The 15,371-nt window shown below is 52.5% G+C and carries 11 protein-coding genes; 3 read left to right on the top strand and 8 right to left on the bottom strand.

The annotated features are described in order from the left end of the window. Positions 1-293 precede the first annotated feature (293 nt). Both LOC67_RS22215 and LOC67_RS22210 read right to left on the bottom strand, forming a co-directional pair. Positions 294-1,940 carry an FAD-dependent oxidoreductase gene (locus LOC67_RS22215; RefSeq protein ID WP_230265009.1) on the bottom strand — a complete coding sequence of 549 codons (1,647 nt, stop codon included), beginning with the start codon at positions 1,938-1,940 and terminating at the stop codon, positions 294-296. Between the two features lie 70 nt (positions 1,941-2,010). Next, positions 2,011-2,193: a hypothetical protein gene (locus LOC67_RS22210; protein WP_230265008.1), complete on the bottom strand. Its 183-nt coding sequence runs from the start codon at positions 2,191-2,193 to the stop codon at positions 2,011-2,013. A 134-nt stretch (positions 2,194-2,327) separates the two neighbouring features. Here LOC67_RS22210 and LOC67_RS22205 point away from each other — a divergent pair, with 134 nt between their 5' ends. The 3 genes from LOC67_RS22205 to LOC67_RS22195 all read left to right on the top strand — a co-directional run bounded on the left by LOC67_RS22205 (position 2,328) and on the right by LOC67_RS22195 (position 5,652). After that, the gene (locus LOC67_RS22205; RefSeq protein ID WP_230265007.1) at positions 2,328-2,753 is read left to right on the top strand and encodes an FHA domain-containing protein; all 426 of its coding nucleotides are present in this window, start codon (positions 2,328-2,330) and stop codon (positions 2,751-2,753) included. Between the two features lie 396 nt (positions 2,754-3,149). Beyond that, complete coding sequence (locus LOC67_RS22200) at positions 3,150-5,126, top strand: ATP-binding protein (protein ID WP_230265006.1); 1,977 nt, start codon at positions 3,150-3,152, stop codon at positions 5,124-5,126. Positions 5,127-5,247: 121 nt separating this feature from the next. After that, positions 5,248-5,652, top strand: coding sequence for a CoA-binding protein (locus LOC67_RS22195; RefSeq protein WP_230265005.1), 405 nt, complete (start codon positions 5,248-5,250; stop codon positions 5,650-5,652). A gap of 160 nt (positions 5,653-5,812) precedes the next feature. On the opposite strand, the gene LOC67_RS22190 is transcribed toward LOC67_RS22195, so the two are convergent. From LOC67_RS22190 to LOC67_RS22165, 6 genes are all read right to left on the bottom strand, one after another. Next, on the bottom strand, positions 5,813-6,145 hold the full coding sequence (locus LOC67_RS22190) for a tRNA-binding protein (protein ID WP_261367080.1): 333 nt from the start codon (positions 6,143-6,145) through the stop codon (positions 5,813-5,815). A 1-nt stretch (position 6,146) separates the two neighbouring features. Continuing rightward, entirely contained in the window at positions 6,147-6,767 is a 621-nt protein-coding gene (locus tag LOC67_RS22185; protein WP_230265003.1) for an HD domain-containing protein, read from the bottom strand. 264 nt (positions 6,768-7,031) lie between these two features. Then, positions 7,032-9,053, bottom strand: coding sequence for a SulP family inorganic anion transporter (locus LOC67_RS22180; RefSeq protein ID WP_230265002.1), 2,022 nt, complete (start codon positions 9,051-9,053; stop codon positions 7,032-7,034). Further along, on the bottom strand, positions 9,043-10,473 hold the full coding sequence (locus tag LOC67_RS22175) for a proton-conducting transporter membrane subunit (protein WP_230265001.1): 1,431 nt from the start codon (positions 10,471-10,473) through the stop codon (positions 9,043-9,045). The genes LOC67_RS22180 and LOC67_RS22175 overlap by 11 nt, the downstream gene beginning before the upstream one ends. Then, on the bottom strand, positions 10,473-11,861 hold the full coding sequence (locus tag LOC67_RS22170; RefSeq protein WP_230265000.1) for a proton-conducting transporter membrane subunit: 1,389 nt from the start codon (positions 11,859-11,861) through the stop codon (positions 10,473-10,475). Before LOC67_RS22170 ends, LOC67_RS22175 begins: the two co-directional genes overlap by 1 nt. After that, complete coding sequence (locus tag LOC67_RS22165; protein ID WP_230264999.1) at positions 11,855-15,130, bottom strand: DUF2309 domain-containing protein; 3,276 nt, start codon at positions 15,128-15,130, stop codon at positions 11,855-11,857. Before LOC67_RS22165 ends, LOC67_RS22170 begins: the two co-directional genes overlap by 7 nt. Positions 15,131-15,371: the final 241 nt, after the last annotated feature.

Here is a 15,371-nt window from a genome sequence, read left to right as displayed (position 1 = left end):
TCGTGGACATGCCGGACGTACTGATAACAATCGTCGGGACGATTAATTCGATTCGATTAATAGTGCAAGAAAATGCAGTCTGCCGGAGCATCGACGAAGATTCGCCAACCCAACCCGCAAAGTCAAAACGGTGTGCCGCTGCCCTCGTGCCCGTCAGTCATTCGCGACACAGGAGGATCGATCCGTTAAGAGGATCGATTGAGTCGAGGACAGGCAATAGCAGGAGACTTCTCACCTCCGCGGGACGGTGTTCGACGCTCGGGTGCTGAACTCCGGCTACGCGCTCGTTCGAATCAGTTCTGGTGCAGCAGCCAAGTTTTGTAGCCGCCACTGATATTGCGGACATTAAAACCGTTTTGCATTAAAACTCGGGTCGCCAGATAGCCTCGCATCCCAACTTGGCAGTACGTGAAAACCATCTTGTCTTTGGGAATTTCATCCAAACGGTCCCGCAATGATTCGATCGGAATATTGATGGCACCGGGAATCGCACCGCCGGCATTCTCCTGTGGACTACGTACGTCGATCACAACGATTTCATCGCCGATCTTGTCCGCAGAAGGAATCGCTTCAACTTGAGTCACCGGGTGATCGCCCCGTAGGACTCCAGAAGCAACAAACCCCAACATGTTGATGGGGTCTTTGGCATGACCGAATTGTGGAGCGTAGCAAAGCTCTGCCTCTTCAAGATCCTCCACCGTCAGTTTGGCCTGGATCGCCATGGCAATCACGTCGATTCGTTTGTCAACGCCGTTGGTCCCCACCCCTTGAGCACCAAAGATTTGGCCGGACTTTGGATCGAAAAGCAGCTTTAGCGTCATCGGGCTGGCGCCGGGGTAGTAGCCCGCATGGTCCGACGGGTGAATATAGACTTTTTCATAGTCGGTCCCTGCTGCTCGGAGCAGCTTCTCGCTTTGTCCAACCATTGCGGCAGCTTTGCCAAAAGCACCGACGATCGCTGTCCCTTGCGTGCCACGATAGGTTGACTCGCGTCCGAAGATATGGTCTGCCGCGATTCGTCCCTGCCGGTTTGCTGGACCGGCGAGCGGAATCTGAATCTTCGCATCGGTAATGAAATCGTTTACTTGAACAACGTCTCCAACAGCATAGATATCGGTATCGTTCGTTTGCATGTGCGCATTGGTGACGATTCCACCACGCGGCCCGCATTCGATACCCACTTCAGTCGCCAAACGATTCTCGGGACGAACACCAACGCTAAGGACAACGAAGTCGGCTTGTAGTGTTTCTCCAGACTTCAAATCCAAGGTCAAACCTTCGCCGGATTCGGTAAAGCCAGTCACGGAATCATTCAAGCGAATCTTGATCCCTTGCCCACGTAGTTCCCGATCCATCGGTGCGATCATCTCGGCATCCCAGGGTGGCAAAATCTGCCCGGCCAATTCAACAACCGTCACATCGAGCCCTCGATGCAACAGATTTTCGGCCACTTCAATCCCGATGAATCCCGCACCCACGATCACGGCACGACGAGAGCCGGAGGTGGCGAGTTTGTGCATGCGGTCGGCATCATTCAGATCACGCAGCCCTAACACAAGAGAACTTTCGATCCCAGGAATCGGTGGCCGAAAGGGTGCGGCACCAGTCGCGATGATTAGCTTGTCGTACGACTCGGTATATTCACTTTGGTTGCCAAGATCGCGGACCTGAACCGTCTTCGCTTCTCGATCAATCGAAATGACTTCGCTACGTACACGAACATCCAATCGATGCCGTGCCCGTAGCATTTCAACGGGGGCCACGAGTAGCTTGTCGCGTGACTGTATTTCGCCACCAACGTAGTACGGCAACCCACAGTTGGCGAACGAGGGATAGTCGCCGCGTTCCAAAACAACGATTTCAGCGTTTTCGCTCAATCGACGAGCACGTGCGGCAGCGGACGCGCCTCCTGCAACACCACCAATGATCACAATTTTCATCGCTGTCTGATTTCCTTTGGTCGAAAGTCATCTATCCATCGCGGCCGCATCGCTGTCTTGTCGGCCAACTTCAACCCGATGCCCGATTCAACGCCGCCGCCGAAGTGTTGATCTTGATGTATTGATCGGGCCTAGCCAACCCAATGTGCGAAAGTAGCCCAGTTCGCAAACCCGAAACGCGGCTGACTTCAACGGCGTCACTTCCACATTCCTGAGCGACATCGCGTGTCTGCTCTGTGTTTTCCAGCGACATCGAGTGTCTGCTCTGCGTTCCTGAGCGACATCTAGTGGACGTTGGCATCGCTAAAGGCTAAAGTGAAATTCTCATCTGGGCGGTCTGCCCGATCATCGCTATTACCTCTAACAAGATTGATTTCGGAGTCCGCGATGAAATTCAAATTTACGTTACTTGATCGCGACACATTAAAAGACCAGCGGACTTGGGTTTTAGAAACCCCCGTCACTGTCGGACGCGGCATGCTGACCAACATCCACCTGGAAGACGGCTCGATTAGCCGACGACATTGTGAATTTGTCATCGGCGCCGAAGGCGAGCTGGTCATGCGTGACCTCGGATCGAAAAACGGGATCTTTGTTGACGGTCAACAGGTCGACAAAGCGGTAATCGATTCTGGTACCGTCGTGCAAATCGGCTTGGCCAAACTGCGTGTCGAAACGGCTGAAACCGCTGACCTGCAAGGCTCGACTGCGTCCGCCGGATCATCTCAAAAGTCGACAACCAACCATGGCGATGAAACCCATGCGGTCAAGATCTTTCCGCCGGCTGATGACGATCGCTACGAAATCGGATAGTTGACGCATTCAGGCGAAGACATCCTGTTGGTGAGGTTCTTGTTGTCAAAGACAATGGAAACGTCACCGTTACAGGTGATTCATTGGCTTGATCCGAAGACTCCATCATCAAACGACACAGTAAACAAACGCCACAGTGGTCGCATTGAGCGACACTGCGGCTGTCGTTCGTCTTTAGTCTACACAAGGCTTTGCCTGTTCCCCGACATTGCTTTTGGGTAGTGAACATTGAGGGAAAATCCTTGGCTGGACGAGAGTAGACGCCCCCCTTGGCTTCGGTAGATCGTGCTAACCTTCGTTACGCACTGACCCAATGAGCCAACTGTGGACCAATCGACCCAGAAATCAGCCCGTCAAGTTCGCATAAACGTCCCAGCCTTGCTTTTCCGGTCCAACTTGGAACAAGATTCCGAGTTGGCCCGCCTCGCTCGGCAAACGTTTTTCTATGCGAACGTCGCCTTCTTTGCGGGATTGCTCTACGCGCTGATGTACATCTGCCTGGGGATGTATTTCACCGCTGCGGGTGCGTCGATCGGATTTTTTGGAGGCGGTACCGCATTGGTGATGCTCCGTCGAAATGCACGCTGGAGTCTGGCTGCACACCTGACGGTTTTTAGCTCGTTTTCCGCAGTGGCGGTTGTCATCCTTGGCACGGGCAACCTGCATTCACCCGTCATGGGATGGCTATTCGCGGCGCCGATGATGGCCGTCAGCACTCTCGGGCGTCGAGCTGGCTTGGCTTGGGTGGCGATTGTGTTGTCCTTCGTGACAGTGCTCTATTTTCCGCACCAACTTAAACTGATTCCGGATTCGGAAGTTCCTCGCTCGTTCGAAGACGCATTCGTATCCATCGTCCAAGGTGGGCTGGTCCTCGCGATCTTCTTCACGGTCTGGTCTTTCGAAGTCGTCCAAAAAGAATCTGCCGCACGGCTACGAGATGCAAAAGTCGTCGCCGAAGATGCGCTGCAGGAAGCCGAACAAACTCACAAAGACGCGTTGTTGGTGATCAATAACATTGCCGAAGGCTTGGCGATGCTAACGCTCGACGGCAAGTTCGCCAGTCCACCGTCAAGCCGCTTCCAATCGTGGTTTGGACTTCCTGCGAAAGGTCAATTTATCTGGGACTACCTGAGCGAATCAAATGCCGTCGCCGGTGAATTGATGGAGCTGAACTGGGAACAATTGCAATGCGATTGGATGCCGCTCGAATTGGGGCTTCAACAATTGCCTCAACGAATGGAGCACCAAGGTTCGGTTTTCAAGCTTTCCTACCAACCCGTATTTGAAAACAGCAAGCAACTTGCACAGCTGTTACTTATTTGCACAGACATCACTGCCGAGTTGGAAGCAGAACATGCCAACGATCTTCAACAAGAGCAGATGGCAATCTTCGCAAGATTTGTCCGTGACCCGCGCAGCGTTCGAGGCTTTCTCAGTGAGTCGGAACGCTTGGTCAAACTGATCGAGCATGGCCGAGGCACGATAGCCGATCAGAAACGTTGGATTCATACGCTGAAAGGAAATTTCGGAATCTTCGGCCTTCGTAGCTTCTCGCAATGGCTACATCACCTTGAGGACGAGTTGGCCGAGCAGCGCGATGTCTGTGACGAAGTTCAACGCGAAGCGATTGGCGCACAGTGGCAATCGATTCGTGATCGTTTGGCGATGATCATCCCTGACGAAACGAGCGACCAAGTCACAATCGACAAGGCGAGAATCGAATCGACCATTGAGGAGGCTGCTAGAGGAGCCAGCGTCAATGAGATCGTTGGGATGATTCAGCGATGGACCTGGGATAGCGTCTCCCAACGATTTGATCTGCTATCGGAACGCGCTAAGCGTCTTGCCGAACGACTCGACAAACCAGGATTGTGCGTCGAGATCGATTCCACAGAAATTCGAACGCCACCCACCGAGACATGGAACGCATTCTGGAATTCGCTGACTCACGTTGTCAGAAACGCAGTCGATCATGGTGTAGAAACGACTGAACGCAGAGTCGACGCGAAAAAGAAATCAACTGGTACGATCAAACTTTCCGCATATCAATCCAGGGACTCGTTTGCAGTGGAGATCGCTGATGACGGAGCCGGGATCGATTGGAATCAAGTTACAAAGCGGGCAGCAAAGCTTGGTATTCGACTTGAGGAAGGTGAAACGCCCCAAGAACTGCTTTTCGCAGACGGCTTATCAACCAAAGATAAGATCACAGAAACATCCGGTCGTGGAGTCGGAATGTCCGCATGCAAAGAAGCTTGTTTGGCCTTAGACGGCAAAATTGAAGTCGAATCAGTGCTAGGAAAGGGCACCACAATTCGCTTTGTCTTTCCAGCGATCGAAAGCGAAGTCTTAGAACCCGCTTACATGATCTAGAAATCGCCTTGACTTGAAGCAACAATGCCCATGTCATTTTCGGTGATCGGGCTAGTTGGATCGATCCCTTTCGCCGGTATCGGTTTCGCTTCGATCATCGCTAGCCATTTAGATCACTGCCATGCAAAAGCAGATCTCTGATTTCTTGAGTGCGAATACATTTGCAGTCGCTGGAGCCTCTGCCCGTCAGCACAAGTATGGCAACAAAGTCTTTCGAGCATTGCTCGGCTCGGGACGTCAGACTTATCCACTGAACCCGATCACAGAAGTTATCGAAGGACATACCGCGTATCCCAATCTCTCGGCACTTCCGGTCGTACCAGACTCCCTGTCGATCATAACACCGCCAGCAGTCACACGAGCGATCGTTGCCGAAGCGATCAAAATGGGCGTCAAACACCTTTGGATGCAGCCCGGTGCCGAAGATGCACAAGCGAGCCAAGCGGCTCGTGAAGCCGGACTGACCGTGATTGATGACGGAAGTTGTATTTTGGTCCTACTTGCGACGTCATCTTCAAGCCACTGAATTCCAGCGACTACAGGCAGCGACTACAAAACGCATAGTCCAAGACGGCAAGCGTGGATGTCGTTCCCTCCTAAGTGCATTCGAGCATCACCTCGCTCGATCGGAACACAATCAACGCGTCTTTCCCCGTCATAATTGCGATACCACCCAAGCTAAAACGCTAGGCTAACTTCGCACCATTGGGAACATCCGCGTCGGGCACCGCAAGAATGACGGTTTGGTCATCACGATAGAAACCGACAAGCAGGAATTCGGACATGATGGGACCGATCTGCTTTTTGGGAAAGTTCACAACCCCAATCACCTGCCGCCCCAAAAGTGATTCCTTGTTGTAGTTGGCTGTGATTTGAGCGCTAGTGCGTTTAATCCCGATCGAGTCCCCAAAATCAACGGTCACCTTAAACGCAGGCTTCCGAGCCTCCGGGAAATCTTCAACAGCCACGACTGTACCCGACCGAAGTTCAACTTTTTGGTAGTCGTCCCAATCGATCAATTCATTGTTTGGGACGTTCGATTCCGTGTTCACCGTAGAACTCATCTAAAAACGAGTGCATGAATTGTTCCCGCTGCCGAGCCATCCGTCGTCCAATCTCGGTATTCATCAAATCTCGGAGCTTGAACAACTTTTCGTAGAAGTGATTCACACCGCAGGGGCTTGTCGGTGAATTCACATCGAAGAAAACTTGCCCTTTTACAGCACCGTATTCGACCGTACGCACAATTCCAATTGCCCCAAGTGCATCCAGTCGGTCGGCGTCCTGAACGATTTGCCCTTCGATTGACAGCGCAGCCGCTGTTTCGCGTTTCCGGAATGAGAGATTGTCGACAATATGGACCACGTGATCGATGATTTCTTCGGCCAGCGAAAGATCGCCAAGGATCTGCCGCGAGAATTCGCCGCTCCGTTCGACACCGTCATGAAACTTAGCGTCGCCAACATCATGCAGTAATGCAGCAAGTTCGATCACAAACGGGTCACCACCGACTTCGGCCTGGATTTTATTGGCGGCGACTACAACGCGGTAGATATGATCGAAACCGTGACCGGCCCCTTGATTGGCAAAGCGTTTTTTTACTTCCGAGCGGACTGCTTCAAGAATCTGTTCGTTAGACATGCAAATGACGAGTGAGATCCAATTCCCTGGACACTATTGATTGACGATCCCAGCAACCGTACGAGGGCCTAGACAAAGAGGTCCAAGCACCGTGTCTGGACAGACGGTTTCAGACAACCATCGAGAGTTAAAGTGAGATCAATGGCATGGAATTGCCATGCCACTGATCCTACCAGCAAGCGAAAGTTCCGACAGTGGGCTCGTTATACTTTGCCAGCCAGAAAGGCTAGCCAGATGGGCCAGCCATATCGGATGATCGGACGATCAGACGCTTTCAGAGATTGCGGGTTCCAAGCTTGCCGATGATTCGGTCAAGGATTCAAAGTCTTGCCGTCGGACCACGTCCACCGTCTCGACGCATGCGGTAATGCGATGATTTGGAATCACTTCCGATCGCAGGAAATCGATTGCTTGTTCACAAGTTTTCCAAGTCATCACGACTTCAATGCGAACCAGATCGTTGTTTTCGGAATTGCCCAATTGCAATTCGGTTCGTCCCGCGCCACGACAATCAATCACTGTGTAGCCGGTGGCGCCTAACTGCACCAGTCGAGCTTCCAACCAGTCTTCGATCTGAGAACTGGCAACGATGGTTAAACGACGCATCGAAGCCATGCCGCGTTTTCTGGCGGCATGGGCGTTGTCTGCAAGTGGCTGCAACGAATCAAGTCCGCGCACTTCAAATGTCAAACCTTCCTGTTCGAAATCACGTTCCATCTCCTCAAGCTTTTCCATCACGCTGTGATCGACCAACTTGGCTTCCGAAACATCAATGATCACGTTGCGATGTTGCACCAAGCCGATCTGTTCGATTTGCCGGCGGAACGGAATCCAGTTGCTAAAGACGGCGGATTCACGCGCCACAATCATACTGGTCTGCTTGTCGACGTCTTGTATTTCAATGAAGGGCTTGAACAGCGATTTGATCGGTACTCCATTGATCACGTGGATGATGATCTTCAAAATAATCCCGGCAGCAACACCGATCAGCAGGTCCGTTGCCAAAACGACAACCAGCGTCGTCACGAAGATCGCCAGTTGTTCTTTCCCGACCCGATAGACGTTCAGAAATTCCACCGGGTGCGCCAACCGATAGCCTGTGTAGATCAGCATCGCCGCAAGAGCCGCTAGCGGAATCCGGTGCAAGACCGTCGGAATTAAAGCCACACAAAGCAGCAGAAAGACTCCGTGCCACATGTCAGCGAATCGTGTACGTGCACCGTTATCGATATTGGCACGTGAACGCACGATTTCTGAAATCATGGGCAAGCCGCCGACCAACGACGCCGCCAAGTTTCCGACACCGACCGCGATGATATCGCGGTCCATGTTTGTCTTGCGACGCCACGGGTCTAGCAAGTCGACCGCTTTCGCACTTAAAAGAGATTCAAGGCTGCCGATGATAAAGAACATCATCACCCACCACCAAGCTCGGCCTTGTCGCAGCGCAGAAAAATCGGGGTAGGTTACTTCGTCAAACATGCCGAAGATACGATCAGGCATGTTAACGAGATACTGATCACTCAGTTGGTATTCATGATTCTGCAAGGTGTAGGAGTGCTTGTGCAACAAATCGAACCCCATCCCCATCGGAATCGCGAATAGTAACACGACCATCGGCGCGGGAACTCGTTTCAAAGGCCCAAGCTTCTTCGCCAGATTCGGCCAGATGAACATGATCAGCACGCTCACAAGACCGATCACCGCGATTGCCGGGTTGGCTGACAGGACGTAGTGCGGAATCTCACGCACCATTTCAAAGGGCTCCGCACTCGGGGCACGCCCCGTTTCCGGATTGATCACGCCAAGCGCGAACGGGATTTGCTTGATAATGATGATCACGCCGATGGCAGCCAGCATCCCGTGCACTGTCGAGATCGGAAAGAACTCGCCCAAAATCCCGGCTCTGAAAATCCCGAAACAGATCTGCAGTACAGCGGCGGCGACACCTACAGCAAGTGCCGCCCGATAGGCTTCATGGCTTCCGACGCCACCAAACTCATTGATGCAGCCGATCGCGATAACAATCAATCCGGCTGCGGGGCCTTTAATTGTCAGTTCGCTGTTGCTTAAGAATGTGGTCAGAATTGAACCAACAATCGCCGTGAAGATCCCGGCAATCGGTGGGTAGCCACTGGACACAGCGATCGCCAAACACAATGGCAACGCAATCAAGAAAACCAACAAACCCGAAAGCAAATCGTGTTTGAGATATTTGATAAACCCGCTCGCGGTTCCACGGGGGATTTCCGCAGTCTCGTGATGAGTCGATTGATCAGTGTTCATGTTCTGAATTGTTAAGTAGAGCCGTGCGACTATTCTGGTTTGATTCAAGCGAATCGGTTCGATGGCGAAGCAGTTCGCTTGCCGCGTGATAACGTGAAGCCACACCCGCTTGCGGATAAAGGCCTCCGCCGATGATGAGCACCGTCAGGATCATCACCGCAATTTTTTCGGAAAGCCGCGATCGCAATGAGAATGTCTCATAGTGCCGGGTTCCCGTGAAGACTCTGAAATACGCTTGAAGAATCGCGATTCCGTTTAGTGCCGCTGCAACAACGACAGCCATTCCGACAAGCGGGTACACGTCAACGGCGCCCTCAATTAGCAGTTCGGTACCGATGAAGCCGATCGTGCCGGGAAATCCAATCGATGCCAACCCGGTCAACAAAAAGAATGCCGCCAAAGTCGGCATGTTTTCATAGAGTCCGTGGTATCGCCTGAGATCAATCTGTCCCGTTCGTGCTTCGACACAACGCAGTGTCAGTCCGAATCCGCCAAGCGCCAATCCGACCGATAGCCATACACAGAGCGCACCGGTCAAACCGATGGGTGTCGCCAATTCCAGCCCAACCAAAACGAGCGACGAATGGCTGAGGAACAGGTAGCAAAAGAAACGTCGAGCTTCCGTTTGCACCAGCGCCATTCCGCCGGCATAGACCGCCGTGATCAAGGACACAATCGCGATGCTTTGAAGCGCCCACTCGGGAGCGATCGGCAGAACCAACCGCATGATCCCATAGGCTCCCGTCATCGGTGCGACGAATAGCAATGCTGTTCCGAACGACGATTTTTCAAACAAGTCCGTCATCCAGCAATGCAGCGGCACGATCCCAGTTCGAAGTAGCCCGGCAAAGGTTAAAAAGGCGCCTCCGATAAAGACAAAACCCAAATCGACCAACGATTGTCCGATAAATAACGCAGCGATAAACAACGCCATATGAAACGTGAATACTTGCGTTGATTTCTTTCTCTGTCGCAGTTCAAACCAAACCGGAAAAACTGCCGCGACCAACAGCAAGACAATTCCCCATGCGTTTCGGCATGACAAAGTCGCCAACAAGATCGCTTCGGAAACGAGCATCCAGTGGAACGAGAATCGCGTTTGCTTTGTTCGCAGCGTCGAAAGAACAGTTAGCAAACACAGCAATGCGCCAAGCGGTAGCAGTGGTGCGTTTAACTCATCGATCACAAAGATCTGTTTGTGAAACATCAACTGCAGCACGTCCCAGTGATCATGGGCTTCGAAACTTCGCAAACCGATGAAGTCAATCCATTCGCCAAGCGTCAGCAGCAATGTGATTGAACAGATTGCTAGACAAAGCAAACGTGAATGATTCGCACTGCGCAAGCGTGCAATGACGATGGCGCCGATGATCGGCATCAGAACCGAAAGTTCCAACCAGGGAAGGTGTAACTCTGTCATTAGACAAACTCCTCCAATGATTCTCCTCGGGGCGTTTCCTGACGTCCGTTCGCGTTTTTGTCGCCGGACAAAAATCCAGTCCAGCGGCGTTCCATGCGGTCACACCAGCGGAAAATCCTGACAATTGGGCGTGCAATCGTCGCCTTTAAAACATCGTCCATAAAGCCTCGATAGAGAGCCAAACAGTGGACCCATTCACGAACTCGGATCGGAACCCAACGGGACCATGCACTGGGGTCGTGACTGAGATGTTCGCCAATCGCGTTCTCGATATCGTTGTAGTCATGCAACAGCGTTGGTGCTCTGAGCAATTGCAGAGTTCTCAAACAGGCATGTCCGATGATGTGAATCAGTGCGATGTATCGCAGTCCGAAACCGATTTCGGCGACAATGATGCCAACTTGCGTTAACGAAGCGAACGCGAGAGCGCTTTTGATATCGGTCTGCACTCTCGCCGCAAACGCGCCGAAGATTGCCGAACTGAGTCCTATCAGAATCACAGCGGTGCTCAGCACCACGGATAACTCTAGCAAAGGGCTGACTCGAAGTAACAAGTAGGCTCCCAGGTGGACTGACAACGCGCCATAGAAAATTGCACTCGATGGCGTTGGACCTTCCATCGCTCGTGGTAGCCAACCTGAGAACGGTACCAAGGCGGACTTTCCGGCTGCGGCAACCAGCAGCAACATGCCAACGAACAATGCGTGGGAGTGGCTAATGGTCGCATGCCCTTCGGGCCAAGCACCGGTTCCCATAAGTTTGTCAAAATCACCCGCGCCGGTAAGGTGATGCAATGTCAACGCGGCAATCAAGAATGCCGCGTCGGCAACCCTGTAGATCACCCAGACTTGCTGTCCGTTGCGGACTGGATTCTTGCGGTCATGGAAATAGGCAACCAACAACGCCGAGGACAGTCCGACAAGCTCCCAGCCTAGAAACAACGTCTCGATCGTTCCGGCCAGTGAAGAGACAATCATCCCGACCAGGAACAATGCGAACAGCACAAAGAACCGGTTGTAGCCACGTTCTCGGTGCAGATAGTTGTTCGTAAACGCACCAATGGTTCCGCAAAGTACAAACGACAAAATCGCAAAGGGTACGGAAAGGCGATCAAAAACGAACTTGAAATGAAAGTGAAAACTCTCTTCTGGGATCAGCACCCAGTGCCCGACTTCGATTGGCACGTGCCGTTCACCGGAGAACAACATCAAAGCCAAGATCGCTAGTGAAGCCGTTAAACCAGAGATCACTGACGTTTGCGTTAAACGCGCGGACGACTGTTCGCTAAGGTTCCGTCCCAGCAAAGATGCGGTGCCGAGAACTGCCAACAGCACTGCTGGGCTGATGACGACCAGTAGACCCAAAATGAAAAACCATTGATCTAACATAGAACGTCTTCTCCCGTACTTGACTGAGCGGGGCTATTGGACCGTGTCGGGATTATCGACGCAAATCCAAGATGCTCTCGTTGATTCCGATACCAATCGTGCGATGAAGTCACCGCAGATATTTCTCGATCGTGCGGTGCGTACAAAACAAACTCGCCGCGAACGTATCGGTACATCCGGCCTTGATCCGGATCAAAGACCGCTAGCTGCACCCAATTCCCATTGACCAAGCGTGAAATCCCTTCGTTGTCTTTGATGATGCGTTTCATCACTTCCCGAGTCGTTTCGATGACGAAAAGGATTCGCATCGGCTCGTGAATTTCCACCATCTGCTCGGAAAGACCGGGACGTAAATCGCTGGCCGATCCCACCATCACGCCCAACAGTGAGGTGATGTTGTGTGGCAATTTCGAACCGCAACCGTAGCCTTCGGTATCAACGGTCGAAAAATAATACTCTAGGCTGATACCGGCACAGACCGGGATCGCAGCTCGTAGAAGCCCTTCTAAGATCGAACCTTCGGCGTTGTCATTACGCGGATCGTAAGAAGTCAGAAAGGCACGACGATCGAGAAACAACCCTCGACTCCACTGACGACGCCCAACGAAACACAAGGCATTGGTTGCGTGATTGTATTCTGGCCTTGCCTGCGACAGATCTTCGGGACGGTCTTCGACGTGGCGAAGAGCTTCCGCAGCGGGTAAATCCAATGGTGCCGACATGAAACGTCGACAACGTTCGTGTGCGTTGCGTTGTCGAGCTTGGTTGATCAGCTCGGCCGCCTCTTCAAATTTTGTGCGATGAGTGATCGGCAATCGATCCAGGTCGGCAAAGGTCACCGATTCGTTTGTCGTATCGTGGTATCCGCCGACAAAGACGGTCGAATCGGGAATTTCCATTCCACGCTGTGACAACATCTTTCGTACACGATGATCGTTTGCCATCACTGCAAACGCTCGAGCGTTAGGGCCACCTTGGCTACCGGCACAAGCGCCGCAGTTGTACGCCGATTCGTGCGGGTTGTTCAAGCTTTTTGAACCGTGTCCCAAGATCAACACGAGTGGTGAAAAGTTGCGAGAAAGCCCAGACGCACGTAACGCACCTTCGACGATATCGGCCATCTCGCCGATCGTAAAACCAAAGTCATCGACTCCGTTGGCAACCTTCTCAATCCGAAGTTGTGTCGACGGAGGTTCGACGATTTGGTCGATCGTCGCGTGAATTTTTGAAGCCGTCCGCGGAAACAGCACACGGCCAACGAGCGGGAACGCGGCAAACGATCCGACCACCGCGGTTGCGATTCCCCCGAGGAACGACCGAGTGCTCAAGTGAGTCTGGTAGGTCAAACGGCCGATTCGGCGTCGTGCCAACGATCGACGTCGACCGACCTCTAACATTGAATAAGTCGGTTCCTCGATCACGTAGTGCGTGGGAATGATCGAGTTTGGACACAAAGGTTTGAAGTGCGCGTCACCGGCACCGCGGAAATACATCGCCGTACCATAGAAGCCGGCGATCCCGTATGTCTCGCACTCAGGTTCGATCTCTTCTAGGTGTCGGCGAAACGATTCTTCGCGGTCATCGATACAACAGACGACCTGTAATTTGGGCCGACTTTCAGACTGACTGGCCGAGTCTCGCTGTTTCTCGCAGGACTCCTCTTTGGGCGACAGAACGGCATTCGAATCCGCTTGGTAGTGGCAAACGCAATCACCGGATTCATGTTTCGAACGCGTTTGCAGTCGCTGATTGTGCGCGATCACCGCATCCAGCGCCGCGTTTCGGTATTGCCGTTCGAAAGCGCGATGATAGATCCGCCTTCGCTCGATCGAATCGAAAGCGTTGATCTCGTCCAGTAGCATCGCCCATTGCTGATGCGTCAACGATTGCAGATCTCGCGGCGCCCAGCCGCGAACTTGCGCCAGTTGAAAGATGATGAATGCCCGACGTTCAAATTCATTTTTCTCGGATCGCTCGTGCTCACGCATTTCCGAACAGTCGCGATACTGCTGAACAAACTCTTGAGGTGTCCCTTCGAATCCAAGCGTGCTGCTGGAAACTTGCTCAAAGGCTAGTCGATCCAGCAGCAATCGAATCGCAATAAACCCGAGCAAGCTGTCTGCCTTGGCAGGATGTGGTGCCCAATCTGCGTTGGTCTCCATCTGCCAAATCATCCCGGCCCAACCCCGCAAAGCGAGCAAGCTTTGCAAAATAAACTCTTCGGTGTGTTCTGCATTAACACCGAAGTAATCCAGCGACTCGCGAATCAAGTCCTGTTCGCTCATCCCGAGATTGATGACGCGGCGAGATTGCTGCCTTAACAGCCGAAAGTTTGAAGTGACACCAATCACGGGCTGCGTATGCAACTGCAGAAAGGCTTGAAAAAAACCCAAATCCCGGTTGGGGATGGTCCAATCAGAAAACCCTTGATCCAAGTATGCCGCACAAAACGGGATCAATATTTCGTTAACCAAATCGTCCGCGTCGTCACCACTGGCGTCCAGCAACCAATCACGGTGTCGCTTCCAGCCATCTTGTTTTCGACGCTTGGAATCGCCTCTTTCTGTTTTGGCATCCAAGACCGAATCGCTTTCGCTCGAACGGCTTTCTTCAGTTTGGCGAACGCCTTCACAGCAGACACGCCATAGATAGTTCAGAGTGAAGTTTTCCCACCGCCGCTCGTCCCACGTTTGTGGATCGCTTCGGTCAAACCTTTCAAGTGTCCTGTTAAGCAATTCGTTGGGTTCGGTCGATTGAGGCGATACCCGTAAGCTACTGACGTATTGGCGAGTCGTCTTGAGCAATTGCTGACGTATTTCGGTCTCCACCTCTGGTCGAAACCGCCGAAGTGCATCGGTCTCGGCAACGATCCAGCGCAGTTCATGAGTCGTCCCGCAATGCAATGGATGCTGCAGCATCGCCAGACGCAGCGCGTAGCGAGTTCCGAACGTTGCGACCAGTCGATCAGCTTCCTCGGCCAAATCTTCCTGCAGCGCCGCATCGAGGTCTTCAATCCGGATCCGACCGCTTGCGAGCTTGCCACGATAATCCTTCTCCGAAAGATAGGGCTGGCAATCAAACATCGCCCCGCCCTTCAAAATCGCTTTTTCAAAGTCGTCGTTATCAAACGCGTGCAATGTGTTGTGGTGCACGAAAACTGTGATCGGACCCTGCGAAGGCAAGTAATGGGCCGCAGCTTTTACGATCTCACGCAAGTTCGGTGGTGACGATTGATCCGAACACTCTGGATCGGCGTCAGTCGTAAGCATTGAAGACATCTCGACCCAAGCCCTTTTTCCACAATAAACGCAGTGAATAATCAGTCTACAAAGCGGCGTAAAACGACCCCGCATTGCAACTAATTTCATGTAGGGCACGCGATGTGCCACACAAGAAATTTTGCCGCGTTCAATCCAAGATGAGGGAACTCGTTCTTGCGTGCGACGAGAATTTGCTTTCGCAATCGCGAACAATGAATCGGGTTTAGCCCATTCCAGCGTTTCGAAATGT

This window comes from Stieleria sp. JC731 (genome assembly GCF_020966635.1).
Lineage (GTDB): Bacteria > Planctomycetota > Planctomycetia > Pirellulales > Pirellulaceae > Stieleria.
Note: the sequence above shows the minus strand (reverse complement) of the source record. Positions and strands in the feature narration are given on the sequence as shown.

Coding starts and splice junctions, on each gene's coding strand:
- LOC67_RS22170 (WP_230265000.1), bottom strand. CDS start 11,861: ATGTTAGATCAATGGTTTTTCATTTTGGGTCTACTGGTCGTCATCAGC.
- LOC67_RS22215 (WP_230265009.1), bottom strand. CDS start 1,940: ATGAAAATTGTGATCATTGGTGGTGTTGCAGGAGGCGCGTCCGCTGCC.
- LOC67_RS22205 (WP_230265007.1), top strand. CDS start 2,328: ATGAAATTCAAATTTACGTTACTTGATCGCGACACATTAAAAGACCAG.
- LOC67_RS22165 (WP_230264999.1), bottom strand. CDS start 15,130: ATGCTTACGACTGACGCCGATCCAGAGTGTTCGGATCAATCGTCACCA.
- LOC67_RS22175 (WP_230265001.1), bottom strand. CDS start 10,473: ATGACAGAGTTACACCTTCCCTGGTTGGAACTTTCGGTTCTGATGCCG.
- LOC67_RS22185 (WP_230265003.1), bottom strand. CDS start 6,767: ATGTCTAACGAACAGATTCTTGAAGCAGTCCGCTCGGAAGTAAAAAAA.
- LOC67_RS22180 (WP_230265002.1), bottom strand. CDS start 9,053: ATGAACACTGATCAATCGACTCATCACGAGACTGCGGAAATCCCCCGT.
- LOC67_RS22210 (WP_230265008.1), bottom strand. CDS start 2,193: ATGTCGCTGGAAAACACAGAGCAGACACGCGATGTCGCTCAGGAATGT.
- LOC67_RS22195 (WP_230265005.1), top strand. CDS start 5,248: ATGCAAAAGCAGATCTCTGATTTCTTGAGTGCGAATACATTTGCAGTC.